Source organism: Oceanobacillus sp. FSL W7-1309 (genome assembly GCF_038002145.1).
GTDB lineage: Bacteria > Bacillota > Bacilli > Bacillales > Amphibacillaceae > Oceanobacillus > Oceanobacillus profundus.
The window spans coordinates 869,949-895,664 of the sequence record NZ_JBBOBX010000002.1 but is presented as its reverse complement, the minus strand read 5'-3'; the positions used below and the strand labels follow the sequence as shown (position 1 = coordinate 895,664).

The following is a 25,716-nucleotide window of genomic DNA, read 5'->3' as shown; positions in this document are numbered from 1 at the left end:
AAGAAAAATGAATATGATTAAAGAATCGATTAAGAACTTTTGGAATGATGAGGAAGGCTTACAGACATTGGAAATTATGTTGATTATAGCTGTTATTGTCGTAATTGCATTACTATTTAGAGATCGAATTATGGGTTGGATTGAGGATTTATTGAATTTCGGTGATCAGAATATTGGTGAATTCCAGCAGGAGTAACCTTTTGAGGGGACTTAAATTATGCAATTCATGAAAAAATATTTAAAAAGAATTAAAAAGGATGAGCATGGGGCATTTACTATCGAAGCATCAGTAATATTCCCGATATTATTACTTTTAACCTTAAGTTTTATCTTTTTTGCACTGGTAATCTATCAGCAATCCGTTCTCCACTACAGTGCAAATACAGTAGCAGAACGACTGGCATTTGTTTGGGATAACAGTGATAAAGATATTGATACTGGGGAATTTGATAAATATACTACATTCCCTGGTGGAGATGGTCTCTACTGGAGATTAACAAGTGATCAGTACCTATCTCAGTTTGGAATTGATATATTCTCCAAAGGAAATGCAACCGTACAAATTGGTTCTGGCGGTGGTGGCAGTTTACCACAGCAAAAGCTGGGAAGAGCTACAACGGATATCCTGCCACCCGGAGCCACTGGTGAAGTGCAATACAACAATGGGTTAGCAGGTAGTGAAATCGTTGTTAAATTAAGAAGTCCCTTGAATTTGCCTTCCTCATTAAGCAGCTTGTTTGGTATAAATGAAATTGAGGCAGAGGCCAGTCATGTAGTTACAGAACCTACTGAATTTATTCGAACAACAGACTTGGTTATGTATGCTGTAAAATCAATAGCAGATTACTCCGGGTATATAACAAAATTTATATCTGGAAATTAAAGGAGGGTAATTTTGAAGAAAAGATTTAAAACAGCATTTCGGCACTTTATAGTGAATGAAAATGGAGCTGTTTCTATTTATGTTATTATAGTTACCCTCTTACTATTCTTATTTAATGCAGTATTAATAGATTTTGTTCGAATAATGGTGGCTGAGAACCAGGTGGAGCAGGCTTCTAAAAGCGCAATTCGTTCTGCATTCTCTTCCTACAATAAGGACGTACAGAATAAAGGATTGTTTATCATAAATGAAAATGCTGAAGATCCAGGAGAGATATTTGAGAAGGTATTTGAAAATAATTTACAAGTAGAAGAAGGTAGCTATTTCAGATTTGTAGATACGAAAATGGAGAGTACTAGCTTCGCACCTGATTCTGGGCGTACTTTTTCTAATAAGGAAATTGTTAAACACCAGATATTAGAGGATATGAAATACACTGCACCGATAGAGTTTGGGAAAGTTATACTAGATGGTATCCTGCCTTATTCCTGTACCATGCTGGAAGCAGAAATATATGTTGATATTTCCAAAGATGTTAACGATTTAGTTAAAGATAGAGATGCAGAAATGGAAAAAGCAATTAACCATATGAAGAATGCCTATAATCAATTAGATTCAGTTGATAATAAGGTTAATGGTACAAATGCATCTACATATCCTAACCTAAATAATCTTGGTAATGCGATAGATCATTTTCCAACATACATTGAAGATGAAGATTCAGAGTTTGAAGATGACCTCAGGAATTTATTGAAAGATATTCGGGATAATGCAAATACAAATAAAACCGAATTAGAGGCTGCAATTGTTGATTTGAACAATGCAAAGGAAATTAATGAAGCTATTCAGAAAAAAATTGATGATACAAGGGAAGAAGTTGAAGGAAAATATGGAGACCTTTCCGATAGTCAATGTAGTGATAGCTCCATGTCAGATGTTCAAAATGAAATAAGTGAATTAACGGATATGATAAACGATTATGTTTTGGATAGCTCTTTTTTCACAACAGCCCGTTCTAATATTGAAGAGGCTTTGGATAGTGTTGATGATGGCGGTCAACCAGGAGCATCGACAAGGCTTTTGCCATATGTAAAATATCAAATTGAGACATTATCTGAGATACTTGAATTTGATTTAACAGCTTTTCGTCCACCATTCAATAATATTATCAGTAAGTTTAATACAGCACTGAATGATACAGATGAGGCCAGAAAATATATTGATAATAATTATGAGGAAACAGACACTGGAGTTGATGGTGGAGAAGATAACAGTGGTCTTTCGGATGCATTGAGAGAACTTGAAAAAATAAAAGACATCTTTCAAAAAGGAATTGCTTTTACGCAGGATTTCCCAGTCTATACTGAACTAGAATCATTAGTTCAAACATATGGCAATGCTTCGTTGAACAACCCGGGAAACCTTGACTTGGAGGATCCTGAAGATAGTGCATCAGATGCATTTGATATCGTATCAAATTTATTTAAGAGTCTTGGGGACCTATCCACTGAAATTAGAAACAAAGCATATATAAATGAGTATATTCTTACGAGATTTGAAGCAGATGACAGTTTAGGTATAATGGAACCTGGCAGTTATCCGGAAAATTTTCTATTTATAAATAGAGAAGTGGAATATATTTTATATGGTCATCATGCACCGGGAATAAATTATGCAAATGCATTATTGGAATTATCAGCAACAAGATTTGCGTTTAATTTTATTTCATCATTTTCACAACCGCAAGTGCAAGCAGTAGTACTTCCGTTACCAAAATTTTTGGCCGCAGTAGGTTGGTCTTTTACCGAGACAGTAAATGATATTACAAAGTTGACTAAAGGTGAGGAAGTTCCATTATTGAAAATTAGGGGAGTTAGATCATTCTCAACAGATTACAAATTTTATTTAAGGCTTTTCTTATTTCTGCATCCAGATCCGGATGATGAACGTATCACTCGAATTCAGTCTGTCATTGATCAGAAATCATCTGATGATTTAGAAAATGCACCCATCTATGCCACAGCAAATGCAGAAGCTTCGATTGATTTGTGGTTTCTTCCAGGAATCATTGATATGCTTGGAAGTACAAATATATTAGAAGGTCAGGTAAGAAATGGCAGATACTATATCGATACGGAAACAAACTACTCTTACTAAGTATGACAGGAGGAATATGAAATGAAAAAACTGTTTATGGGTCTGTTTTCTATTGCATTATTATCAAGCTTGCTCGTTGCTTGTAATAATGATGAACAAGATGAAGAAGTGGAGGACACTCCAGTTACGGAAGAAGAGACATCAGAAACACCTGAGGATGAGGCTACCGAGAATGAAGATGAAGATACTTCTGAAGGTGAAGAAAATAATCAGGAAGATGAGTCAAATGAATCAGCATCAGAAAACAACGGGGAGTATCCTGAGAATCAAGAAGGTTTAGGTATTGGCGATACTGGACATATCGGCAGCAACTTTGGCGAATTTGAGATTACGTTAAATTCAGTGGAAATAAAAGATGAAGTTGCTAATGATCCATCACGAGAAGGGAATTATGTACTTGTAGACGTGACTGTTAAAAACCTGACGAATGAACCGATTCCTGGTGCAGATGCATTAGGTAATACATTCCTATCTACAGACAGGGAATCAACTGGATTTGGATGGTTTAATATGGATGGTGTTGCAGAAGAGTGGCCAGAAATAGCACCCGGTGAGTCACATACTGGAGTTTTATTGTATGATCTTCCAGTTAATGACTTGTATGTGTTAAATACCGGAAGAAATTTTTCTGGTCTATCCAATGTAGTAGCATTTGAATTTACACAAGACGAAGCTAAATAACATGGAAATATAGACGAACATACTGGGGCTATTCTTATAATAGTAAGAATAGTTCTGGTTTATAAGTCTGTTTGGAGGATGCAGAATGCGATTAAAAAGTGAAAATGGAAGTATTACACTGGAAGCTGCGCTAGTTTTACCGTTCTTTATGTTATTTATAGTTTTTATGGCTTCTATCATCCGTATCTCTGTAGCAGAAATTGCACTGAACAAGTCTGTATCTGAAACAGCACAAATCATTTCAACACATGCCTATCCGGCAACGATTCTATCAGATCAAGTCGAGAATCTTGCAAGCGATAAACTGTCTGGTATTAGTACCAATATTATTAGTTTGGAGGACGTTGAAAAATTAGTTGGCACATCGTTAAAAGAGCTTTTGGATTTTGATCCTTCAAGTTCAAATTATATAGACCAACTTGGAGCGTCAGTTGTAACTCCAATCGTTCAAGAGAAATTTGCAGATAATATGAATTCCAATTCCGCCACGGGATCTAATATAAATGTTGAAGTTGAATTACCAGGATCGATCAATGGTGGTGCTGACTCGTACATTGGCATTACGGCAACTTACGACTTAGATTTAACTGTACCATTTGTTGATAGGACGATAACAATTAAAAAGCAGGCATATGAACGTCTTTGGGTTGGCGGATACTAATTTGAAGAAGAATAATACGTAGGTAAGGTGAACACATGTTGCAAATGAATGATTATTTCCTCTTTTTATTTATCATAATTGCATTTTTATGGGATATCCGAATCCAAAAAATACCAAATTGGTTAACAGCAGGTGGGATGTTGCTAGCATTTATCTTGCATCTTATTACAAATGGTATTGATGGATTCCTGTTTTCTGTTTTTGGTTTGATCGTTGCAACTGTGGTATGCCTGGTACTTTATGGTTTTAAAGCAATTGGTGCAGGTGATGTGAAGCTATTTGCAGCAATAGGTGGATTTGCAGGGATTCAAATCGTATTATATATCCTTATGTATTCCATTGTTTGTGGAGGGGTAATTGGTATACTTCTATTAATAATTACTAGAACGAAGCTGTATATTTTGTATAATAAAGGAATCCTTTTTTTAAATAGAAAATGGGATAAACAATTTGCCATTATTGATAAAGAATCGAAAATTATTTCTTTCCCTTTTATGTATGCAGTCCTTCCAGGGGTTATATTAACTTATACCTTTCTATTCATTTAAGTATTCTTAATTTCATTTTTTGTATGTAAAGGAAGTTTCTAGTTACGAGAAAGGGAGAGTCAGATGCTCGGGGTTCATGATTATATACTTTTTCTATTTTTAATAATTGCTTTCATTTCCGATATTAAAAATCAAAAACTACCGAACTGGCTAACTGCCGGCGGGATAGTTGTCGGGATAATTTATCATTTCATTACAGATGGTTTTGGCGGTCTTTTATTTTCTCTTCTTGGGTTATTAACTGCTGGCGGGATTTTCCTGATTTTGTACATCTTTAAAGCTATTGGAGCTGGGGATGTTAAGTTATTTGGAGCAATTGGTTCTTTGGTAGGCTTCGATATGGTGGTTAATATGATGGTTCTTTCAATCGTTTTTGCTGGAATACTTAGTGCACTAATTTTATTATTAACGAAAACATTTATGAAAAAAATGATTGATGCGTTTTTTTATTTAAGAGATTCATTGTATATGAAAGACTATCGTAAATTAGAGGATTATAAAAAAAACAAGGCTACAAGATTTCCATTTATGTATGCAGTAGTTCCAGCAGTTGTTATCACTTACATATATCCAATTATTTGATGCATGAAAAAATGAATAAACGCATTTTTCCAACACCTCATTTTCATATTAAATCGAGATTTTAGGAAGCTGTATGAATATAAAGTCACAAAAGCAACTTGTTTTCCTTTTAAGAATGCTGATGCACAGCAATAATAGTTGTGTCTATTAAAGATTAAGAATGGTATTTAAGGCTAGCTGGAAAACAATCAACTATTTATTTAAATAGTACATAATCATGTAGGAGGAAAAAGAATGGGAACAATTTACAATCTGGAATATGATTATTCGACAGAGAATGGTCAATCAATCGTATTTTCCAAAAAAGACAACAAAAAATTAACGGCAGATGATTTAAATGCGGTTCAATTGAAGATGATTCAGTCTAATCGAATACCACATATGCTGCCAATGTCATTGGAGCATATTGACCTGGTTACAAAGCTCCATTATGATATAAATTCAAAACAGAAGCTAATTTCCTACTTTCGTGATAATAAAGCATCAATGAATGATTATTATCAGTTATTTCTTTCTCTTATCAATACACTTGAGGAAGCCAGTTCCTATATGCTTGATCAGAAAAATTATATCTTACAGATGGAATTTCTATTTATCGGGCAAAATGCGAGCGATGTATATTTAACCTATTTACCAGTTATTGACCTTGATAAAAATACTAGTGTAATAGAAGATATGAAAAAACTATTAACGGACGTCGCTGGTGAAATTGAAGGTCTACAAGGAAATGAATTTAAAAGTATTTTGAACTACATTAAAAATGCATCCTTTAGTTTAAGTGGGTTAAAAACATTATTATTAGAGTTGATTTCACTTCGTTCTAATGTCAACCAAATGTATTCGAATCATGATTATCTGAATGGTAACCAGATGGAAGGAAGCTTTACGGAAAATCAAAACGCAGCAGAGCAGACGCGTTCTGAGCCAATTGTTGCTGGCAGTCAAAGTATGACGAAGAAAAAAGGGAAAAAGAAGCTACCGCCATTGACTTCTAGAACGAAAGTATATCTAATCATGGGCTCATTATTAGCCATAGCTCTCATTTGGAAGCTTTACGACATGTATAGAAATCCAGCCGTACTGCTAACAAGCAGTATCTTAACAGTTGCTGTCATTGTAGCCGTATTTGTATTTTGGAAAATCTGGCGACCAGGTGTTGCTGCAGTTGAGACAGAAGTACCACAAGCAATAGATCAACCAATACATAATCAATCAAATCCGGAACCAAAAGTAAGACAAAAGCAGCAAAGATTTAATGTACAGATACCGAAACAACAGTATCAAACACAGTTTAGTCCTTCAAATGTTGCGCCAGTTGCAGCAGCGCAGGCAGATACAACGTTATTAGCACCAGATAATGAAGATACAGTGCTTTTAGAGGAAGAATCTAATTTATCCGTTGCTACGATGGAGAAGGAAGTTGACATTTCGGCTACACTCATCCGTACGTCAGCAGATGAAGCACCACAAACGATTGCAATCCATACAAATAACTTCTTAATCGGCAGAAACGAAGAGGCAGTTAACTACCCTGATACAGCTGTTGGCGTTTCAAGAATACATGCTGAAATTATTAAAATTGATAGTTCAAGCTTTGGTATTAAGGATTTAGGCTCGAAGAATGGCTCTAAATTAAATGGAGATCCAATGGTTCCATATAAGGTCTACGCATTAAAGGAAGATGATGAATTCGAACTTGGAAAAGCACATTATACATTCAAGTGGAGCAGTTCACAATGAGCAGAAATTGGCAAACCGGTGTAGCTACACACCAAGGTATGAAAAAAAGTAAAAATGAAGATTCCTATTTACATTTGATGGAGAAAGATACAAATGGAAATGAAATTGCTTTATTTGTAGTTGCAGATGGCATGGGTGGCTATCAAATTGGTGATATTGCAAGTCGTTTTGCGATTGCAGAGCTGGAGAAATGGTGGAATAAGCGAATATCAAAGTTAATTCGAAGAAAAGATACAATCGAGCGTGTTTTAAAAGAAACTGAACATATATTGCAGCAGATTAATAAAGGAATTAAAGCTCTATCACAGCAAACAGGGAAGAAGATGGGTACTACACTTTCGATGATTGTCATGTATCAAGGATCGTACGCAGTTATTCATATAGGTGACAGTAGAATCTATCATATGAAAAACTGGAATTACGGTCTTCAGCAATATTTTCAACAAGAAGCTGTAAACGAGCAATATCTGTCGAGTCTATTAGAGGAACAGCACACAGAAATTCTTGAAACAGAGCCTGAGCTTCTAAAGCTGACGGAAGACCACTCGTGGGTGCAGGCACAAGTAACAAATGGAATATTGAGTGAAGAAGAGGCAAGAAGCCACCCAAAAAGACATGTACTCACGCAATGTCTTGGAATTGAAAGTACAATTAATGTGTATAGCCATAAAGGAACTTATCAAGCAAGTGACCTTTTTCTAGTTTGCAGTGATGGATTTTACTCATTGTTCTCCAATGAAGAAATTAAGAATATGCTGGTTAGTTTGGAAAAAGAGTACACCAATCTTCAAGCGATCTGTGATTACTTAATTAATTTCTCTAATTTTTCCGATGCAAATGATAATATTACGCTCATGCTTATTCGTAATTTATATGTAAATACGGATTATGCAGCAGAAAAGAAAGGGTTCTTTTCATTCTTAAAAGGAACCAAATTGTGATAGACGAGGTGTTTTGCGATGAATAAACATAATATCCATATTAAGAAAGGCGATATTTTAAATGGAAAATACCACGTTCTGTCACATATAGCTTCAGGCGGTATGTCAGAAGTTTATCTCGTTGAGGAAGTGAACGATACAAATCGGCGCTGGGCGGTAAAAATTACAAATATGGAAAGTAAGCTAGCATCCAAATTAATTGACGAGACAAAGCTGCTAAGTGAACTAGAACATTCTAACTTGCCACGTGTCATTGATTTTTTCTCAACAGAGAATTATTTCTTCCTAGTTCAGGAATACATTGATGCAGTGTCATTATCGGATTACTTTCAGCTATACAATAATCAATTGTCAGTAGATACGATCATAAAAATTGGAGTACAGCTGTGCGATGTACTTCACTATTTACATACACAGAAACCATTTCCTATTGTTTATCGAGATATTAAACCAGGAAACATTATGATCAATAAGGATAGAGAGATAAAGCTAATTGATTTCGGAATTGCAAGGAAGTTTCAGCATAATCGGATGAAGGACACCGTTCAAGTTGGCACAGTTGGTTTTGCAGCCCCGGAACAATTTGAAAAAAAACAAACCGATACGCGAACTGATTTATTTTCACTCGGAGCATTATTATATTACTTATTATCCCAAGGGAAATATGTCTATATCGTTCAAAAGCCAATCAAAAAATTACATAAAAGGCTTCCCAAAAGTCTTGATAGATGTGTTACACAATTAGTTGAACTCCAGCCAGAAGATCGCCTTCAAGATGCTCGAGAGGCAAAGATATTAATGCTAAAAGCAAAAGAAGAATGGGAAAATAAAAGGAGCCAAAAGTGGGATTGGTCGATTATTCGTCCCATTTCAATTGTATCGATATCGATTGTATTAATTGGTTACATTATCATTTCATTTATCTAAACTAAAATTTGAGGAGGTAACATGCATGGCAGAGCAAGAAAAGCTGCAATTTGGAACGATTGAGGAAAAAGATGATGTCGTCGTATATGAAATACCAATAGCGGAAACGAATCTAGTAGAAGCAGAGCAGCTTGAAGAGTTGAAACGAAAGGATGCTTTGTTTTTTGAATGTCAGCATTATGTAGTTGAACAGCAAATCATTCGGATATTTTATAAAAAAGAAAGCAATTATAAAAAATTAAAAGATTATAGGCATGTATCCAATGAATTAAAGAAAAAAGCTGCATTGAACATGTTGAAGATAGAGAGCTTGATTGGTACCCAGTATACAACATTGGTTCATCCCGAAAATATTTATGTAAATGCAGAAGGTGATATTAAATTTGCTCACCGAGGAATTCGTTCTGTCTTTCCAAAAGAGGAAATGAATACAGCTGAGCTTTTAGAAGAACTGAAGAGGGTTTTGTTATACGTTTATAGTTCCTATCAATTTAATGAAATTAGCGAAAAGCTGGCCGGCCTGAAATTTAATGAGCCGATTGCAGAAAGTATTCGTCGCGTTCAGTCAATAAGTGATTTAAAACAAATCCTTCATACGGAACAAAGATCACCTGCACCGCCACCAATTAAGCAGCAAGCTGAAAAAACGCAAAATCCGAATAAAAAAATGACGCTCTTATCAGGAGTGCTTCTCGGTCTTATTATTGGGATGCTTGTCATTTATGTGATTCAAGTTATTCCACTTAACAACGAAGTAAATTCCGCAGCAGCTGAAGGGGAAGCGAAGTCGGAGGAGAATATCGAAATGCTAACTGAGAAAAATAAAGAGATTCAGCAGTTACTAGATGATAACCGAACCGTTATGCATGCATATCGTTCTACGATTGTAGGAGATACTGAAGAAGCAATTACGCAATTTGAATCAGCAAATCAACTGGATGAAAGTGCAGAACGTACATTAATGGAACAATATATTGAATTAGATACTGTTGAAAGTCTTACAGCTGCAGCTGGCCTGGGGGAAGCATATCATATAGAGGTTATAAAATCACTTGTTGCAAAGAATTCAGATAAGGCAAAAGAAGCAATTTTAGCAATTGAATCCAGTCTGACCGAGGTACAAATTGAACAAGCTTGGATCAATAAATCTTATGAGGAAGTTGTAACGTTTTATGATGCATTAGCAGATAACAAGCGTGCAAAATTATTAGCAGCAAGAAGTTATATTCAATTAGATGATACAGAGGAAGCAATTAAACTAGCAAAAGATCTTGATAATAAAAAGCTTCACATTACAGCACTGAAAAGGGAAAAAAAGTTGATTGAAGCAAATGATGATTTGGATAAAGATGAAAAAGAAGAGGCAATAGATAAAATTGATGATCAGATTGATGATCTTAATTAATGTGTAAATCTGAATTTTACTGCGTAAATTGGTACTGATACATCGAGAAAGCTGTATAATATTGCATTATACAGCTTTAATTAATTTAGAAGGAGGGATTCATGAATGGCTGATTTTTTTGCAACCATAATTGATTTTGTCAGAGGTATAATTGAGCCTATCTTTCGCTTTATTTTTGAGTCAATACTATGGGTAATTATATTCTTTAGAGATCTATTGCTTCAAACAGGGATTGTTGACAGTGTAATAACAGCTACTGTCATACCTATTGTAGTGCTGTTAGGTATTTTCCTAGTATTGGTAGGATGGATATGGGGACCAATACGAAGAACTTATGGATCTGATTAAATGAATAATATATAACATATGCTCTTATTCGCAAAGAACCACTGTTTTTCACGCAGATAATGCTGGAGAGGTTGCTTTCTGTATACCTATCATTATCGGAGTAATTTTAGTAGGTATATTTATCGGTCCGATATACAAAAGAAGTGTTTATCAGAAGGGTTTTTATCGACATAAGAACCGTAAAAGCAAAAAGTGATTGATGTATATGAATCAGCATATTATATATGGTATGATACTATAATAGAGATAGATGATATTCAATAAACTATCAGTATGTCATTGGGAGTTCGGTTGATTTTCCCGTAACAGATGTAATAAACTTATGTTATTCTTTATTTTGAACATGAACTTTAGGAAGGGGGAAATGAAATGAGTGAATCAGACAAACATTCACGTTTAAACAAATTTGAAAAACGCAGAAAAAACACAAAATTAATTTCCATTTTCCTTATCGCTGGTGCACTTCTCATCATCATATTGCTTGGTATGTGGTTATTTGGCGGTGGCGATGATGAAACTGAAGAGCAAACAGGAAATAATGAAAATGAATCCTCAGATTTTCTAATTACGGAAGAGGATGAGGAGGACGCTGAGGGTAATAATCCTGAACAGGAAGAAAGCGAAAATGATTTAGCTTCAGACGAGGAAGCTGAAAATGAAAATGAAGAAAATAATGCTGATGAGGAAATTGAAACAGAGACCGCTGAACCTTCAGATGATAATGTTGCAGAAGCATATACTGGAGATTGGTCACCTGTTGGAACTGAACAAGAAGGTCCACATACAACAACATTTGATGAAGGCTCACAAGATCGAATCGAAATGCGAAGAGCAATTACACAAGCTACTGGTTTAACCGGAGATGATATGATTGAATGGTGGATTGAAAATGGTGGCGATCAAAAGGTAATTGCTACTGTATCTGACACAGCAGAAACGGAAGTATTTCGAGTATTTCTATCGTGGGTTGATAATGAAGGATGGCAGCCTACGAAGGTTGAAATTCTAATTGAAAATGATAAAAAATAGAAGTAGATTGATGGAGGATATAGTATGACAATCGGAATTATTGGTGCAATGGATGAAGAGGTTGCACTATTATTAGACCAGATGACAGAAAAACAAGAACAAACAGTAGCAAATTGCTTATTTGTTCAAGGGAAATTACAGGATAAATCTGTAGTTCTGTTAAAATCAGGGATTGGGAAAGTGAATGCGGCAATGGCTACTACCATCATGCATGAACGTTTTGCACCAACACATGTTATTAATACAGGATCTGCTGGCGGTTTTGCTAGCAATCTGGAAGTGGGAGATATCGTCATTTCTACTGAGGTTGTCCATCATGATGTTGATGTAACTGCCTTTAATTATAGCTATGGACAGGTGCCTGGACTACCTCCAATGTACAAGGCAGATAAAACGTTAGTTGAAAAAGCAGTAGCTGCAGTAAAAAGCATGGATATAAATTGTGAACAGGGAATTATTGCAACTGGTGATTCGTTTATGGAAGATCCCGAGCGTGTTGCATTTGTTCATGAAAAATTTCCGACGATGCTTGCTTCAGAGATGGAAGCAGCAGCTGTTGCACAGGTTTGCCATCAGTATAACAAGCCATTTGTTATTATTCGTGCATTATCTGATATTGCCGGAAAAAAATCGTCCATCTCGTTTGATCAATTTCTTGAAACAGCGGCTAAAAATGCAGCCCAGCTCATTATCGCTGTAGTTAAGAGTTTATAAACGAGAATTAAATAAAAAGCAAAAGCCCAGAGACAATGATAAATTCATGTTTCTGGGCTTTTTTATCATTTGGAAGCCTTCCAAATTAATTATTGCGCTCTTTTCGATAGTACTCATGAAACACTTTCATGAGCGCTCTTTTTTCAATTCGTGAGACATAGCTTCGTGATATGTTTAGCTTTTTTGCGATTTCTCGCTGTGTCATTTCGTTATAGTCATTTAATCCATAGCGATAAACAATTACCTCTCGCTCTCGTTTATCGAGAACAGAAAAATACTTTTGCATTTTGGCGATCTCCATATTCAATTGGATGTATTCAATTACATTATCATTCTCTGCCTCAAGAATATCAATTAGACTGATTTCATTGCCTTCTTTGTCTTGACCAATTGGATCGTGCAAGGAAACGTCTTTTTTCACCTTTTTTAATGCGCGAAGGTGCATCAATATTTCGTTTTCTATACAACGAGCAGCATATGTTGCCAATTTTGTTCCCTTATCTGTTGAGAAGCTTTCGACCCCTTTTATAAGACCAATGGTTCCAATTGAAATTAAATCCTCCATATCCTCACCAGTATTCTCAAACTTTTTTACAATGTGAGCAACGAGTCTTAGATTATGTTCAATAAGTTTGTTTCTGGCTGTTTCACTTCCATTTTGCATTTCCTCGATGTATTTCGCTTCTTCATCAGAGGGTAATGGTTGCGGGAATGCATGGTTTTTTACATAAGAAACAAAAAAGAGGGCTTCCTTAATTAGAAGAGCAAGCACAGATAAAATCCCGGACAAACGCAATCACCTCCTAAGTGAACAGTCTGCTTCAAGATTGGGCTTTTGCCTATATAACATCTTTATGACTTAAAGAGAGGATTCGTGTCTGTCCACGAAAATTTGTTATGGAAACAGGCTTTTTAAGGTTTTAGTTGATTTGATAACGGACTTATTCATCAAATACTTTGTGAAAAGATAAAGGTTGGTTTGTAACTCGTACCTATATTACATACTAGCGATAAGATTAAAAAAACGTTCATCGCATCCAATAAATGGGTGCAGTAGGTGGTCAAGAGGATTGGATTATTGGAGTAGCACAGGAGCTAGCAAAGCAAAAGATTTTGACGATATAACTTTGGAATGAGCACGTTACAATAAATAGTTTCATATAGGTCAAATGAACGTCATCTTGCGCTAAATATCTAACTTTTGTATTAAATTCAAAAAACAGAGTTGACATGATTCGTTACCAGGTGTATGATGTGAACAATTCCTATTAATTGAATATGATTTTTCTTATCAAGAGTCAGGGGAGGAACTGGTCCTACGATCCTGCGGCAACCGTTACAATGATGTAACAAGGTGCTAATTCCAGCAAGCAAATGCTTGAAAGATGAGATGAGTGATTTAGAACCTCTTCCTCATCAGAAGAGGTTTTTTCATTTGATTAAAAACCAAGTAATATCATGGGAAAGATTATATTGCGATGAATAGGTAAATTTGAAAAGGGAGCGAAGAAAATGGGTGTAACAAAAACAGATAGCTTGTACAGAAAGGATTATTTTGGAAGGCTTCAGGAACTAAAGAAATATGCACCAGATGCGTTCGAGTCATTTTTTGCTTTTAATAATCGAGCATTGGCTGAAGGGGAATTATCCGTAAAGTTAAAGGAATTAATTGCAGTTGCTGTGGCACACATTACTGGATGTCCGTATTGTATTGATTTACATGTGAAAAATGTCAAAAAGCAGAAAGCAAGTAAGGAAGAGGTGGCAGAGGCGATTTTCGTTGCAACAGCATTAAAGGCGGGATCAGCTGCGGCACATGGAGTAAATGCACTAAATGCTTACGATGGAAATAGTGACGAGGAATTGTATAAAGCATCGTATTTCAACCGAATAAAGGAATTTTCTAAGTTGAACGATGAAACCTTTAAGGCATTTTTAAATTTTGATCACCATTCCATAAAAGCAGAAAACTTAAGTGAAAAAGAAAAAGAGTTAATTGCAGTTGCTTGTGCACATACAACAGGTTGTGCGTATTGTATTAATTTGCATACGAAAAATGCAAAAAATACAGGAGCAAACTTAGCAGAGATTTCTGAAGCAATTTTTGTTGCTGTAGCACTGAAAGCTGGATCGGCAATCGCACATAGTGTAAATGCCTTAAACGCTTTTGACGAGTAGTATTGTTTCTGATAATCGTGCGAGCAGTAAAGCCATATCTAAGCAAATTTATAGGAGGAGTGTTCCAGTTGGAAAAACAAATTCATCTGAACGGCTTTGTACAAAATTCACCATCGCCTCATTCCATGGGGTTATGGAAACATGAAAAAGATAAGGGGGCTTTTCATAATCGAATTCATTATTGGACAGAAACAGCGCAAGTGTTAGAGCGAGGAAAATTTGATGCCGTATTTATTGCCGATGTGCTAGGCACGTATTCTGTTTATGGTAGTAATCATGATGCTGCAATTAAGCATGCTGTGCAATTGCCGGCACATGATCCATTAATGCCAATTGCAGCTATGGTAGCGGTTACAAAGCGCATCGGATTCGCTCCAACGATTTCAGCAACCTATGCCCAGCCATACGCACTTGCACGCCAGCTTTCAACACTGGACCATTTGACAGAAGGAAGAATTGCTTGGAATGTAGTCACATCGTATTTAGAGAGTGAGGCAATTAATCTGGGCCTGTCAGGTAGATTGCCTAAAAATTTACGCTATGACCGTGCTGATGAATTTCTTGAGGTCGTTTACAAGTTATGGGAACACAGCTGGGAAGACGAAGCGGTTGTTTATGATAAGGAGACGGATACCTTTGCAGATCCTAAAAAAGTACATACGATCGATCACACAGGTGAATTTTATCATGTACCTGGTCCACATTTGACGGAGCCATCACCACAACGGACTCCAGTACTTTTTCAAGCTGGTGCTTCTTCGAGAGGAAGAGATTTTGCAGCCAAACACGCTGAAGCAGTTTTCACAAAGGGACATTCACTGGAAGCAATGAAAAATTACGCTGCAGATATTCGAAAACGTGCAGTAGAGCAGGGAAGAAATGCAACGGATATTCGTATTTTTCCAATGGTTCTTCCCATTATTGGTTCTACAGAGGAAGAAGCATTTGCTAAATACGAGAAATTAAAAAGCCTTGTTAGTTATGAGGGGACAGCTGCATTGCTATCTGGGCATACAGGTATCGATCTATCTAAATATAATCCGGATCAGTATTTAGATGATATGGAAACAGAAGCAGTACAGGGGAATTTAGACATGTATACAAAGGATCCCCAAAAAAGGTGGACACTTCGTGAGGCACTTCAAAATCATGGTCTAGGCAATGGCACGGCAAAATTTATTGGCACACCAGAACAAATAGCAAATAAATTACAGAAATGGGCTGTTGAGGCTAACGTAGATGGTTTTAATATTGCACAATCGTATTCATTAGAAACTTTTCGGGAATTTGTTGACCATGTTGTACCTGAATTACAAAGGCGAGGAATATATAGAACAGATTACGAAGGTAATACATTAAGAGAAAATCTTTTTGAAACCAAAAGTCCATATTTGCCCAACAATCATCCGGCAAGAAAATTGAAATTACATGTATAAGGTGTGATGGTATTTTTAAATTCTTATACTTACATTCAAAAACCAAGCACATAGTGTTTTTACTACGATTAATTAGCTGATAATTCAGAGAAAGGGGTCAGTGCATGCAAGCTACCACATTATATACATGGATAGGTTTTTCACTCTTTCTTGTGGTTATGCTTTTTCTTGGTTATATTGGCGCCAGAAAAACGAAAAATGTCCGTGATTTTGCAACTGGAGGAACAACGTTAGGACCAGTCATCTTAGGCCTATCTTTTGCTGCAACCTATTTGAGCGCTGCAACCTTTCTAGGATATCCAGGATGGTCTTATGACTGGGGTCTATCTAACTTATGGCTTTTCTTAGCAATGATAGGTGGCGGCCCAATAGGAATGCTAATGGTTGCAAAAAAGGTAAGAAAGTTGAATACCAAACAAAAATCACTATCATTACCAGACTGGCTTGGCGATTTTTATAATAGTGATATTTTGCGAGTGGGAACAGGGTTAATTTTACTTTTTAATATTTTTTACATAGCTGCGCAATTTGTAGCTGGTGCAAGGATATTTGAGTATCTGCTTGGTATGAATTATTCAACAGGTTTGATTCTTATTACGGCTATTGTGGTGTTATATGTGTTTGCAGGTGGCGCACTTGCGGATATCTATACAGATGCTGTACAGGTAATTATGATGGCTATTGCTGGATTAGCAGTATTTATTTCAGGGATTGTTATATTTTGGGATGGGGGAGTCACTGCAACTTTTGCAGGTATTGTTGATAATTTAGCTGCGCAGGATGGTAACCTTGTTAAGGTTTTTAATCCGGAATCACTACATTTTTATTCAATCGGACCGGTAATAGGTGCCATAACAATCCAGTGGGCTTTTGCCTCGGCACCCCATTTATTTAATAAGGTATTGGGTTTGAAAAGAGAAAGTGATTTAGGAAAAATGATTTTAGTTTATGTTATAACAGCTTCCCTATGTGTGTTAGTACTGTTTGGTGGATTGTATAGCAGAGTAGCTATTGGTAGTGGAACAGAAACAACTGACTTAGCCCTTATGGAGTATATCGCATGGGCATTCCCAGCAATTTTTGTTGCGATATTTGGTGTAGTTATACTTGCTGCAGCTATGTCAACGACTGATGGGTTATTTGTATCGATTTCAACCGTATTTGCTAATGATATTTTTCTTAAATTTCTAGTGAAACGCGGATATGTAAATGTGAGTGAAGAAAAGGCGCAACAAATCGCTCTTCTCATTAGCAGATGGAGTGTTCCACTAGTCGGATTAGCAGCATTTCTGCTTGTGCTTAACCCACCAAGGTATATGGGGGACGTCATGTGGATTGGGATTTCAGGTGTAGCAGCGGGGACCCTCGGTCCAATCTTGTATGCTGTTTATGCTAAAAGGAAAGTATCTCCACGCGCAGCAGAAGGATCGATGTTTATTGGATTATTATCATATCTTATCTTATATTTTGGCGGGATCATCCCCAGTACAATGTCTGCCGGTGCAGTAGCAACATTTATTGGAATCGCAGTCATATTGATTTTGTCAAAAATCTTTAAGGAACCCGACCAAGAATATGAAAGTATACAAGAAGCAAAGTGAATGGATTAGAGAATGGGGGAGAAGCGATTGTTTGTTAATGAAATGTTAACAGTTTGGCTATATGGTCTAATTGCTATATATGCTATTGTTGGTTTTTCTCTTTGGAAATGGTACTTTGGAAAAGATTAACCTTTTCTTTAAATAACAAATTGCCCTGGGATCTTTGATAGAGCCTAAGGCAATTTGTTGTATGTTTGCAGTTTGAATGTAAATTAGTCCTTACTGATTCTAGATCTACACACTTAGATTATACTTAATCGAACAATTTCGTATTGCGATTTCCTTGTCACTATGCGGGTGTTTCTTATCTTCTGTGATTTGATACTTCTCAAGCCCTTTACCAGCAATGATAATAATATCTCCAGGTTCACTCTTGTCGATAACAAGGCTTATGGCAGCCTTTCGATTCGGAATGCAGATATAATTATTGTGCTTCATTCCTTGTTCCATATCCGTTAAGATAGCATTAGAATCCTCATATCTTGAGTCATTAATTGTTAAAATTACAAAATCAGCTACAGATGCTTTCTCAGCCATAATGGGACGTTTCGATTCATCTCGATCTCCGCCGGTACCAACCACTAATAGAATACGATTCTGCTTAAATGGTTGGACAGAAGCGATTACTTTTTCTATCGCATCTGGGGTATGTGCGTAGTCAATGTAAATTGATATTGGTGCTTCAAGGTCGAGCTTTTGCATTCTGCCATTTATGTGGGCTATATTAGCGAGTGAGCGGACTAACGTTTTTACAGAAATCATTGTTTTACTATATACGGTTGCGATTGCAGCTACTACATTATATACATTAAATTCGCCAATTAATTTTGTAGTGACGGGAAAATTCCCTTCTGGAGATCCTAATGTAAAGCAGGTACGGTCCTCATAGTAGGTAATATTGGTTGCTCGAAAGTCAGCTTCGTTATAAATGCCGTAAGAAATCACTTCAAATGGTGTCATGCCATTATATATCTCATACCATAGATCATCCCGATTTAGAATAACATTTTTTTCTTCTGTCAAATTATTTCCAAGCTGCGCAAAAAGGAGACCTTTTGTGTAGCCATACTGCTCCATCGTCTTGTGATAGTCAAGATGATCCTGTGAAAGGTTTGTAAAAGTTACTACATCAAAATTAACTCCACGTTGCCTTCCTTGTGCGAGACCATGAGAAGAAATTTCCATAACTATGTGACCCATTCCATGCTCGGCTACTCTATGAAGTATTTTTTGATTCGTTAGTACATCACATGTGGTGTTATCACTTTCTACGGATTCATTTAGAAGATCAATTCCATTTGTACCAAGCAATGCAGCTTGCTGATTATTCTTTTCAAGTAACTGCTTAATTAGTGTTGTGACTGTTGTTTTACCATTTGTTCCAGTCACACCGTACACCGTCATCTTGTTTGAAGGATAATGATAAAACTTATTTGCAAGAATTGCCAGTGCTTTTGCAGTATCTTTTACAATAACTAAAGCAAACTTTGTAAGGTCAATAGGAAGTTTTTCTTCTGCAATAATAATTGTTGCTCCATTATGAATGGCTTGTGAATAATAAGAATGACCATCTGATCGGAAGCCTCTAATACAAACAAATAATGATTCTTTTTTCACTTTTCTGGAATCCTGTTCAATGGAATGGACTTCTTCTGGTAGTGCACCATATATTGCTTTTATTTTTAAGCTGCTTAGTAACTCGTAAGTATTCAACGTGGAAAACCTCTCTATTCAGTGTTAACAAAACGAATAAATTCATCTAACCATAGGTATTCCCGTTTCTATTATTTTTTAATCGAGAATTTACATATGAAGCAGGAGAGGAAATTAAAAAATGGATCATCAGCTTGTGATGATCCATTTTTTAAAATTTAATTCTTTATCATTACGAATAAGATTTATCCTTATTCTTTATCTTGTTCAAATTTCTTTCTTAAATCGTCCTGTATACTGTTTTTAGCGAGAGGTACCCCATTGTAATATGCAGAACGATTAACCATCAACGCTGATAAAGGTGCTGTGATAAACAGAAATAGAATGGCTAGCAAAACCTTTCCGTTGATTATACCTGTCGGAATGAAATAGATGAACGTAGCTAGCATCAATGTGACAACCCCAAGGGTTGAACTTTTACCAGCAGCGTGCATTCTACTATATACATCCGGAAGGCGAATGACACCAATTGCGCTTAAAATAGTGAAAAACGTACCGATTAAAATGAATATGCTCGTAATAATCTCAATCACGGTCAAAGACAGCACCTCTTTCCATGAATTTTGACATGGCCACCGTTCCAACAAAAGCCAGAATACTTAACACAAGGATAATGTCGGAGTATGCAATGGTTTCTTGAAGGATCATGATAATCCCGATAAAACCAACTAATGTTACTCCAATACAGTCCAATCCAAGTATTCGATCTTGAGTGGAGGGACCTTTAATTATTCTTATTAAGAACAGAACCAAAGAAATTGATAATACTAAAAGTGAAAAATAAAGAATAACTTGAAACATTATTTCGTCACCTCCATGATCGCTCGTTCAAATGAGTTACGAATTTGTTCGATCATATCTTCCTTATCCGGTACATCGATAGAGTGAATATAAATAGTCTTTCCGTCGCTTGAGAAATCCATTGATACAGTACCAGGTGTCAAGGAAATAAGTGCAGCAAGTAAGGTTATTTCAACATTCGTTTCTAATCTCGTTTCTACTGCTACAATTCCAGGCTGATTATTAAGTTTTGGGCTTAGAACAATTTTAATGACATCAAGATTAGCTTTAATGAGCTCGATAATGAAAAGCATGATCAACTTAATAATTGCCCACACTCGATTCATATAAAAATTAAAAACAAGAAAACGGCGCAGGATGAACAATATAATAATTCCTATTATGTATCCAAAAAGAAAACTAGTAGCCGTGTAACTATTCTGTAGAAACATCCATGTAACGGCAATTATTATATTGACTAAAATTTGGAAAGCCATAGCAACTACTCCTTCAGAACAGATTCAATATAAATTGATGGATCCATGATTTGTTCAGCTACTTGTAACGAATATTGGAAAATAGGCTCAGCAGCAATACCTAAAATGATTGTTAGTGCTACGAGAGGCGCAATTGGTAATAAAAGTTTACCGATAGGCAGCTTTGCTCGTTCATTTGTATGTTTTTGTTTTCCCCAAAAAGCATAACTAAATATCTTCATCATAGAGAAAAGGGTTAGTAAACCGACTAGTAAAGCAACACCGGAAATAATATATTGTTCTTCCTGAAAACCAGCTAAAATAATCGGGAACTTACTGAAAAAACCACTGAAAGGCGGAATACCAGCAAGTGAAATAGCACTAATAAAAAACAACCAAGATAATACAGGGTGCGTTTTAAGCAGCCCACCCATTTTCTTCAAATCCGTTGTACCAGTAACTCGCTCAGCAGCTCCTGCAAATAAGAAGAGAGCGGTTTTCACAATCATATGATGTACAATATAATAAATTGCACCGGCAACTGCTAGAGGGGTGAAGATTCCAAGTCCCATTACCATATAGCCAACCTGGCTAATGATATGATAAGAAAGTATTCGTTTGAAATCGAATTGAGAAACTGCACCTAACACTCCAAACAACATTGTAAATCCAGCAATTGTAACTATAACAGCTTTATGTGTATAGCTCGGTTCGTGGTAGAAAACCAATGTGAATACACGAATAATAGCATAAATACCAACCTTTGTTAGCAAGCCTCCAAACAGGGCAGCGATAGCAGCAGGTGGACCGAAGTATGATTTTGGAAGCCAGAAATAAAGTGGGAATAAGGCTCCTTTAGATGCGAATACAATAAAGAACATAATCGCAATGACATTTACCACTCCAGTTTGTTCAAGTTCAGCAATTCGTTCCGAAATATGAGCCATGTTTAGTGTGCCTGTCACAGAATATAGCCATGCAACTGCAACGACAAATAGCGCTGAGGCAAAAACATTTATAATGACATATTTAAATGACTCACGAAGCTGATATTTTGTCCCACCGTTAACAATAAGAGCGTAAGAGGACAACAGCATTACTTCAAAAAATACAAACAAGTTAAATATATCACCTGTTAAAAAAGCACCATTTACCCCAACCAGCAAGAAAAAGTAGAAAGGATAAAAGTAAAACTTCTCACGCTGTGGTGTAATGGTTTTAAATGCAAAGAATAAACAAGCTGCACTTAATAGACTGGTAAGTAAGATCATTAATGTTGCAAACATATCAGCAACCAGTACAATACCAAATGGTGCAGACCAATTTCCTGCTTCTAAAACAATAATCCCATTCTGATAGACAACAATTGCTAAATAGATTGACAGCAACAGCATCCCAACAGCAGTGAACCCACTCACCACTCGCTGAAGGCGATGGTGTTTTGGGAATATAATTAATACAGCTCCGATAATAAATGGAATAATTATCGGAAGGATAATTAAATTATTCATCAGCAGATCCCCTTAATTCTTCTAAATCATCTGTCTTATGTTCTTTATACGTCCGATAAGCCATTACTAAAAGAAACGAAGTAACTCCAAAAGCAATAACAATCGCTGTTAAGACGAGAGCTTGTGGCAATGGGTCTGTATAGGCATCGGCATCTAAATTTAATAGTGGTGGTGCACCACGCTGAAGTTCTGACATCGTGATCAGTAGTAAGTGCACACCATGAGATAACAGTAAAGTTCCTAAAATAACGCGTATGATACTTCTCGACAAGAATAAATAGACACTTACGGTAAAGATGATACCTATTACAATTGACATTAGTACTTCCATTATTTATCATCCTCCGCAATTGCTAAAATAATTGTTAAGGCAGCTCCGACTACAACGAGATACACTCCTAAATCAAATGGGAGTGCAGTCGTTAATTCTACCTCGCCAAAGATCGGAAATTGGAAATAATCAAAGAAATGTTTTAAGAACGGAAATCCAAATAACATGGATGCGACTCCCGTAAAAACAGCGAACAGCAATCCAACGCCGATCATGGTCGTGAAATTGAAAGGTATTGCCTTCTTAATTGTTTTCATATCAAAAGCTAAATATAAAACTAAAATAGCGCTTGCTGTCATTAATCCACCGATAAAACCACCACCTGGATTATTATGACCAGCCAAGAATAAGTAGAATGAAAAAGCAAAGATGATTAATGTTATGAGCCGCATAGAGACTTGTAACATCATATCATTTGGTCTCATTTGTTTCACACATCTTCACTCCCTTTTAGTCGCAATTTGATCATTGATACCACTCCAATAGCTGCAATTCCTAATACAAGGATTTCAAGCATCGTATCAAGTCCACGGAAGTCGACGAGAATAACGTTGACAATATTGTATCCACCAGCTAAAACCTTGGAATTCTCAATAAAATATGCTGCAATGGAAGTGAAATCTGTTTCACTGCCTAGAGCGAATGCACTCAGTGAAACGAGAGTTATCATAACACCTACAGCAATTGAAACAATTAAATTAATGAGTTTAAACGACGGTTTAATCTTCTCTTTACGAAGTTCAGGTAAGTGGTAGAAAACAAGCATAAACAAGATAACAGAAACTGTTTCTACTAATAACTGTGTTAATGCTAAATCAGGAGCACGGAATATCGTAAACATTAGTGCAACTAAGAAACCGGCAACACCCGCCACAATAATAGCTGTAATTCGATTATTAATAAATGGTACAGCTACAACAGAAATTACTAATAGAATCGCAACGATCCACATATAAGGATCAATTGGTGACAAGTTATCCGTATTGATTGCAAATGCATCGTAACGGAACATCGTATAACCGATGAGCAGGACGATGAACGTACACATATAAAGAAAATAATCCCGTAACATTCCTGTCATTTGTGCTCTGGTAAGTACTTGTGAACCTTTAATCAATCCATTATAGCCACTGTCATATACATGGTTAAATATATCTTGCTCATGTTGATAAAAAGCAGACTGTGACCACTTTTTCATGGTTAGGAAAAGAACGGTTCCTATAGCAATGACACCAATCGTCATCCACAGTTCTGGAATAAACCCGTGCCAGTGGTAAATGTTCACATAAAATTGCTCTCCTGGCTCTAGAATACCTGGAAGAATGGCAGCCATAGCCGGTTCAATCAATGTGTAAGCAAGAATATTTGGGAATAAACCAAAAATAACTACAAGTGAACCCAGAATAATTGGACTGATCAGCATCCCAATTGGAGCCTCATGCACGTGTTTGACTGCAAGCTTTTCAGGCTGGAATTTTCCGGTGAACGTTTTAAAGAAAAGAATAGCACAATATAAAAATGTAAAGATGCTAGCAATCCACGCCAAAACAGGTAAAACTATTCCCCATGTTTCCACACTGAAAATGCCGTATTCAGTTACGTTTACCATTGCAGTAAAGAAAAGCTCTTTACTGAGAAAGCCATTAAACGGCGGTAGTCCGGCCATTGCTGCTAACCCGATTAAAGAAACAGTAGCAGTAATCGGCATGAGTGTCATTAAACCACCAAGCTTACGAATATCACGTGTACCTGTTTCGTGATCAATGATGCCTGCTGTCATAAATAAACTACCTTTAAATGTCGCATGGTTTATTAAATGGAAAACAGCAGCTAAGATTGCAGTTGTATAGAGTGCATTATCTCCATCATTAAAATAATAGGCAACAGAGCCGACTCCAAGCAGACTCATAATCATCCCTAGTTGACTTACCGTAGAGAAAGCCAAAATAGATTTTAAATCCTTTTGTCTTACCGCTGAAATTGAACCCCATATGAGTGTTGTTAATCCGACAAGTGAAATAATCCAGAACCATTCGGCAGCACCGCCAAAAATAGGTGTCATTCTGGCAACTAAATATATCCCAGCTTTAACCATCGTTGCCGAATGCAGATAAGCACTAACAGGGGTTGGGGCTTCCATTGCATCAGGTAGCCAAATATGAAATGGAAATTGTGCCGACTTGGTAAATGCGCCGAGTAGTATTAAAATCATTGCAGGTAAGAATAGTGAGCTAGTTGCAACAAGGTCAACATTTGCAATAATTTCCCGAACACTAAACGTTCCTGTCATGACATAAAGCAGTGAGAATCCACCTAGCATGGAAAGCCCGCCAAAAACGGTAATATACATAGATTTCTGTGCTCCATATGTAGATTTCTCACGATGGAACCAATAGCTAATAAGGAGAGCCGATGAAATACTTGTAATTTCCCAAAATACATAAAGGACGATCAAGTTATCTGATAAAACGACTCCTAGCATTGCGCCCATGAATAACAATAGGTAAACATAGAAGTTATTGAGTTTTTCTTTATGTTTAGATAAGTAATAGATAGAATATAAAACTACAAGTGTACCTATTCCTGATATTAGTAATGCAAATAATAAGCTAAGCCCGTCTATGTATAAATCAAAGCTGATTCCAAGTGAAGGAACCCAAGGTACAGAGCGTAGAACAACGTCCCCATTCGCTGTTACAGGTAAAAAGGATAGAAAGTAAATAAATAAAACGAGCGGTAATATTAATACAAACCAGCCCGTATGTATCCTGCGTACATATTTGTACATGAACGGGATGAGAATGGCTAATAAAAATGGGGAAATCGTAGCCCAATGTAAAGCTGTCAAATAAAATTCCTCCTTTATTTAGAAATTGAACAACCGTTCTAAGTAGAATGAAATAAGGTCCAGATTTTTATATTTACTTAACAAATGTCGGATGAATTTTGACCCTTTTTACAGTATAACCTAATTTTAAGTGAGTTGCATGTCTTACAATGCGTCAATTTTCAGCATCTTACAGTTCCTTTTAAATAGGAAGAGATTTTAACAGAGGGTTAATAGTTTGGAAAAT

26 protein-coding genes and 1 riboswitch are annotated in these 25,716 nt (G+C 36.3%); of the genes, 17 read left to right on the top strand and 9 right to left on the bottom strand.

Annotated elements, in window-relative coordinates; translation table 11 throughout:
* Window positions 1-7 precede the first annotated feature (7 nt).
* The 14 genes from NST46_RS17185 (at window position 8) to mtnN (ending at window position 12,616) form a co-directional block, all read left to right on the top strand.
* Window positions 8-196 carry a Flp1 family type IVb pilin gene (locus NST46_RS17185; protein WP_095307117.1) on the top strand — a complete coding sequence of 63 codons (189 nt, stop codon included), beginning with the start codon at window positions 8-10 and terminating at the stop codon, window positions 194-196.
* Window positions 197-217: 21 nt separating this feature from the next.
* The gene (locus NST46_RS17180) at window positions 218-883 is read left to right on the top strand and encodes a TadE/TadG family type IV pilus assembly protein (protein WP_341137505.1); all 666 of its coding nucleotides are present in this window, start codon (window positions 218-220) and stop codon (window positions 881-883) included.
* A gap of 12 nt (window positions 884-895) precedes the next feature.
* Complete coding sequence (locus tag NST46_RS17175; protein ID WP_118889102.1) at window positions 896-3,040, top strand: DUF5702 domain-containing protein; 2,145 nt, start codon at window positions 896-898, stop codon at window positions 3,038-3,040.
* Between the two features lie 21 nt (window positions 3,041-3,061).
* Complete coding sequence (locus NST46_RS17170; protein WP_341137504.1) at window positions 3,062-3,721, top strand: DUF4352 domain-containing protein; 660 nt, start codon at window positions 3,062-3,064, stop codon at window positions 3,719-3,721.
* Between the two features lie 85 nt (window positions 3,722-3,806).
* Window positions 3,807-4,382, top strand: a complete 576-nt coding sequence (locus tag NST46_RS17165) for a TadE/TadG family type IV pilus assembly protein (RefSeq protein ID WP_118889104.1) — start codon at window positions 3,807-3,809, stop codon at window positions 4,380-4,382.
* A gap of 35 nt (window positions 4,383-4,417) precedes the next feature.
* A complete protein-coding gene (locus NST46_RS17160) occupies window positions 4,418-4,930 on the top strand; it encodes an A24 family peptidase (RefSeq protein ID WP_118889105.1) in 513 nt (170 codons plus the stop codon).
* 63 nt (window positions 4,931-4,993) lie between these two features.
* The gene (locus NST46_RS17155) at window positions 4,994-5,512 is read left to right on the top strand and encodes an A24 family peptidase (RefSeq protein ID WP_118889106.1); all 519 of its coding nucleotides are present in this window, start codon (window positions 4,994-4,996) and stop codon (window positions 5,510-5,512) included.
* Between the two features lie 234 nt (window positions 5,513-5,746).
* A complete protein-coding gene (locus NST46_RS17150) occupies window positions 5,747-7,252 on the top strand; it encodes a DUF6382 domain-containing protein (protein ID WP_251659041.1) in 1,506 nt (501 codons plus the stop codon).
* Window positions 7,249-8,193 (top strand): PP2C family protein-serine/threonine phosphatase, encoded by a 945-nt coding sequence (locus tag NST46_RS17145; RefSeq protein ID WP_303447298.1) that lies wholly within the window; start codon window positions 7,249-7,251, stop codon window positions 8,191-8,193. The genes NST46_RS17150 and NST46_RS17145 overlap by 4 nt, the downstream gene beginning before the upstream one ends.
* 18 nt (window positions 8,194-8,211) lie before the next feature.
* A complete protein-coding gene (locus tag NST46_RS17140; RefSeq protein WP_095307105.1) occupies window positions 8,212-9,120 on the top strand; it encodes a serine/threonine protein kinase in 909 nt (302 codons plus the stop codon).
* A 25-nt stretch (window positions 9,121-9,145) separates the two neighbouring features.
* Window positions 9,146-10,525 carry a type VII secretion protein EssB/YukC gene (locus NST46_RS17135; protein ID WP_341137503.1) on the top strand — a complete coding sequence of 460 codons (1,380 nt, stop codon included), beginning with the start codon at window positions 9,146-9,148 and terminating at the stop codon, window positions 10,523-10,525.
* 105 nt (window positions 10,526-10,630) lie between these two features.
* Window positions 10,631-10,873 carry a hypothetical protein gene (locus NST46_RS17130; protein ID WP_095307103.1) on the top strand — a complete coding sequence of 81 codons (243 nt, stop codon included), beginning with the start codon at window positions 10,631-10,633 and terminating at the stop codon, window positions 10,871-10,873.
* A 369-nt stretch (window positions 10,874-11,242) separates the two neighbouring features.
* The gene (locus NST46_RS17125) at window positions 11,243-11,902 is read left to right on the top strand and encodes a YrrS family protein (protein ID WP_118889111.1); all 660 of its coding nucleotides are present in this window, start codon (window positions 11,243-11,245) and stop codon (window positions 11,900-11,902) included.
* A gap of 24 nt (window positions 11,903-11,926) precedes the next feature.
* On the top strand, window positions 11,927-12,616 hold the full coding sequence (gene mtnN / locus NST46_RS17120; RefSeq protein ID WP_251659037.1) for a 5'-methylthioadenosine/S-adenosylhomocysteine nucleosidase: 690 nt from the start codon (window positions 11,927-11,929) through the stop codon (window positions 12,614-12,616).
* Between the two features lie 85 nt (window positions 12,617-12,701).
* Here the strand turns inward: mtnN and sigK are convergent, their stop codons facing one another.
* The gene (gene sigK, locus NST46_RS17115) at window positions 12,702-13,406 is read right to left on the bottom strand and encodes an RNA polymerase sporulation sigma factor SigK (protein WP_095307099.1); all 705 of its coding nucleotides are present in this window, start codon (window positions 13,404-13,406) and stop codon (window positions 12,702-12,704) included.
* A gap of 495 nt (window positions 13,407-13,901) precedes the next feature.
* A riboswitch (SAM riboswitch) is annotated at window positions 13,902-14,008 on the top strand.
* Between the two features lie 120 nt (window positions 14,009-14,128).
* Between sigK and NST46_RS17110 the strand changes: the two genes are divergently transcribed.
* From NST46_RS17110 to NST46_RS17100, 3 genes are all read left to right on the top strand, one after another.
* Window positions 14,129-14,794: a carboxymuconolactone decarboxylase family protein gene (locus NST46_RS17110; protein ID WP_095307098.1), complete on the top strand. Its 666-nt coding sequence runs from the start codon at window positions 14,129-14,131 to the stop codon at window positions 14,792-14,794.
* A 68-nt stretch (window positions 14,795-14,862) separates the two neighbouring features.
* Complete coding sequence (locus tag NST46_RS17105; RefSeq protein ID WP_341137502.1) at window positions 14,863-16,230, top strand: LLM class flavin-dependent oxidoreductase; 1,368 nt, start codon at window positions 14,863-14,865, stop codon at window positions 16,228-16,230.
* Window positions 16,231-16,334: 104 nt separating this feature from the next.
* The gene (locus NST46_RS17100) at window positions 16,335-17,831 is read left to right on the top strand and encodes a sodium:solute symporter family protein (RefSeq protein ID WP_118889113.1); all 1,497 of its coding nucleotides are present in this window, start codon (window positions 16,335-16,337) and stop codon (window positions 17,829-17,831) included.
* A 234-nt stretch (window positions 17,832-18,065) separates the two neighbouring features.
* Here the strand turns inward: NST46_RS17100 and NST46_RS17095 are convergent, their stop codons facing one another.
* The 8 genes from NST46_RS17095 to NST46_RS17060 form a co-directional block, all read right to left on the bottom strand.
* Window positions 18,066-19,544 (bottom strand): UDP-N-acetylmuramoyl-L-alanyl-D-glutamate--2,6-diaminopimelate ligase, encoded by a 1,479-nt coding sequence (locus NST46_RS17095; RefSeq protein ID WP_341137501.1) that lies wholly within the window; start codon window positions 19,542-19,544, stop codon window positions 18,066-18,068.
* 191 nt (window positions 19,545-19,735) lie between these two features.
* Complete coding sequence (gene mnhG, locus NST46_RS17090) at window positions 19,736-20,077, bottom strand: monovalent cation/H(+) antiporter subunit G (RefSeq protein WP_316246654.1); 342 nt, start codon at window positions 20,075-20,077, stop codon at window positions 19,736-19,738.
* On the bottom strand, window positions 20,070-20,345 hold the full coding sequence (locus NST46_RS17085; RefSeq protein ID WP_095307093.1) for a Na(+)/H(+) antiporter subunit F1: 276 nt from the start codon (window positions 20,343-20,345) through the stop codon (window positions 20,070-20,072). Before NST46_RS17085 ends, mnhG begins: the two co-directional genes overlap by 8 nt.
* Window positions 20,345-20,821 carry a Na+/H+ antiporter subunit E gene (locus NST46_RS17080; RefSeq protein ID WP_095307092.1) on the bottom strand — a complete coding sequence of 159 codons (477 nt, stop codon included), beginning with the start codon at window positions 20,819-20,821 and terminating at the stop codon, window positions 20,345-20,347. The genes NST46_RS17085 and NST46_RS17080 overlap by 1 nt, the downstream gene beginning before the upstream one ends.
* Window positions 20,822-20,826: 5 nt before the next feature.
* Entirely contained in the window at window positions 20,827-22,311 is a 1,485-nt protein-coding gene (locus NST46_RS17075) for a Na+/H+ antiporter subunit D (RefSeq protein ID WP_303447287.1), read from the bottom strand.
* Window positions 22,304-22,642, bottom strand: coding sequence for a Na(+)/H(+) antiporter subunit C (locus NST46_RS17070; protein WP_095307089.1), 339 nt, complete (start codon window positions 22,640-22,642; stop codon window positions 22,304-22,306). The genes NST46_RS17075 and NST46_RS17070 overlap by 8 nt, the downstream gene beginning before the upstream one ends.
* A complete protein-coding gene (locus NST46_RS17065; protein WP_118889116.1) occupies window positions 22,642-23,076 on the bottom strand; it encodes a Na(+)/H(+) antiporter subunit B in 435 nt (144 codons plus the stop codon). Before NST46_RS17065 ends, NST46_RS17070 begins: the two co-directional genes overlap by 1 nt.
* Complete coding sequence (locus tag NST46_RS17060; RefSeq protein WP_303447286.1) at window positions 23,073-25,490, bottom strand: Na+/H+ antiporter subunit A; 2,418 nt, start codon at window positions 25,488-25,490, stop codon at window positions 23,073-23,075. The genes NST46_RS17065 and NST46_RS17060 overlap by 4 nt, the downstream gene beginning before the upstream one ends.
* Window positions 25,491-25,716 lie beyond the last annotated feature (226 nt).

Bases quoted from the DNA above. Each gene is read 5' to 3' on its own strand.
- NST46_RS17155 (WP_118889106.1), top strand. From the start codon at position 4,994: ATGCTCGGGGTTCATGATTATATACTTTTTCTATTTTTAATAATTGCT.
- NST46_RS17145 (WP_303447298.1), top strand. From the start codon at position 7,249: ATGAGCAGAAATTGGCAAACCGGTGTAGCTACACACCAAGGTATGAAA.
- NST46_RS17140 (WP_095307105.1), top strand. From the start codon at position 8,212: ATGAATAAACATAATATCCATATTAAGAAAGGCGATATTTTAAATGGA.
- NST46_RS17150 (WP_251659041.1), top strand. From the start codon at position 5,747: ATGGGAACAATTTACAATCTGGAATATGATTATTCGACAGAGAATGGT.
- NST46_RS17075 (WP_303447287.1), bottom strand. From the start codon at position 22,311: ATGAATAATTTAATTATCCTTCCGATAATTATTCCATTTATTATCGGA.
- NST46_RS17185 (WP_095307117.1), top strand. From the start codon at position 8: ATGAATATGATTAAAGAATCGATTAAGAACTTTTGGAATGATGAGGAA.
- NST46_RS17110 (WP_095307098.1), top strand. From the start codon at position 14,129: ATGGGTGTAACAAAAACAGATAGCTTGTACAGAAAGGATTATTTTGGA.
- NST46_RS17125 (WP_118889111.1), top strand. From the start codon at position 11,243: ATGAGTGAATCAGACAAACATTCACGTTTAAACAAATTTGAAAAACGC.
- mtnN (WP_251659037.1), top strand. From the start codon at position 11,927: ATGACAATCGGAATTATTGGTGCAATGGATGAAGAGGTTGCACTATTA.
- NST46_RS17100 (WP_118889113.1), top strand. From the start codon at position 16,335: ATGCAAGCTACCACATTATATACATGGATAGGTTTTTCACTCTTTCTT.
- NST46_RS17180 (WP_341137505.1), top strand. From the start codon at position 218: ATGCAATTCATGAAAAAATATTTAAAAAGAATTAAAAAGGATGAGCAT.
- NST46_RS17130 (WP_095307103.1), top strand. From the start codon at position 10,631: ATGGCTGATTTTTTTGCAACCATAATTGATTTTGTCAGAGGTATAATT.
- NST46_RS17070 (WP_095307089.1), bottom strand. From the start codon at position 22,642: ATGGAAGTACTAATGTCAATTGTAATAGGTATCATCTTTACCGTAAGT.
- NST46_RS17135 (WP_341137503.1), top strand. From the start codon at position 9,146: ATGGCAGAGCAAGAAAAGCTGCAATTTGGAACGATTGAGGAAAAAGAT.
- NST46_RS17165 (WP_118889104.1), top strand. From the start codon at position 3,807: ATGCGATTAAAAAGTGAAAATGGAAGTATTACACTGGAAGCTGCGCTA.
- NST46_RS17160 (WP_118889105.1), top strand. From the start codon at position 4,418: ATGTTGCAAATGAATGATTATTTCCTCTTTTTATTTATCATAATTGCA.
- NST46_RS17080 (WP_095307092.1), bottom strand. From the start codon at position 20,821: ATGGCTTTCCAAATTTTAGTCAATATAATAATTGCCGTTACATGGATG.
- NST46_RS17085 (WP_095307093.1), bottom strand. From the start codon at position 20,345: ATGTTTCAAGTTATTCTTTATTTTTCACTTTTAGTATTATCAATTTCT.
- NST46_RS17170 (WP_341137504.1), top strand. From the start codon at position 3,062: ATGAAAAAACTGTTTATGGGTCTGTTTTCTATTGCATTATTATCAAGC.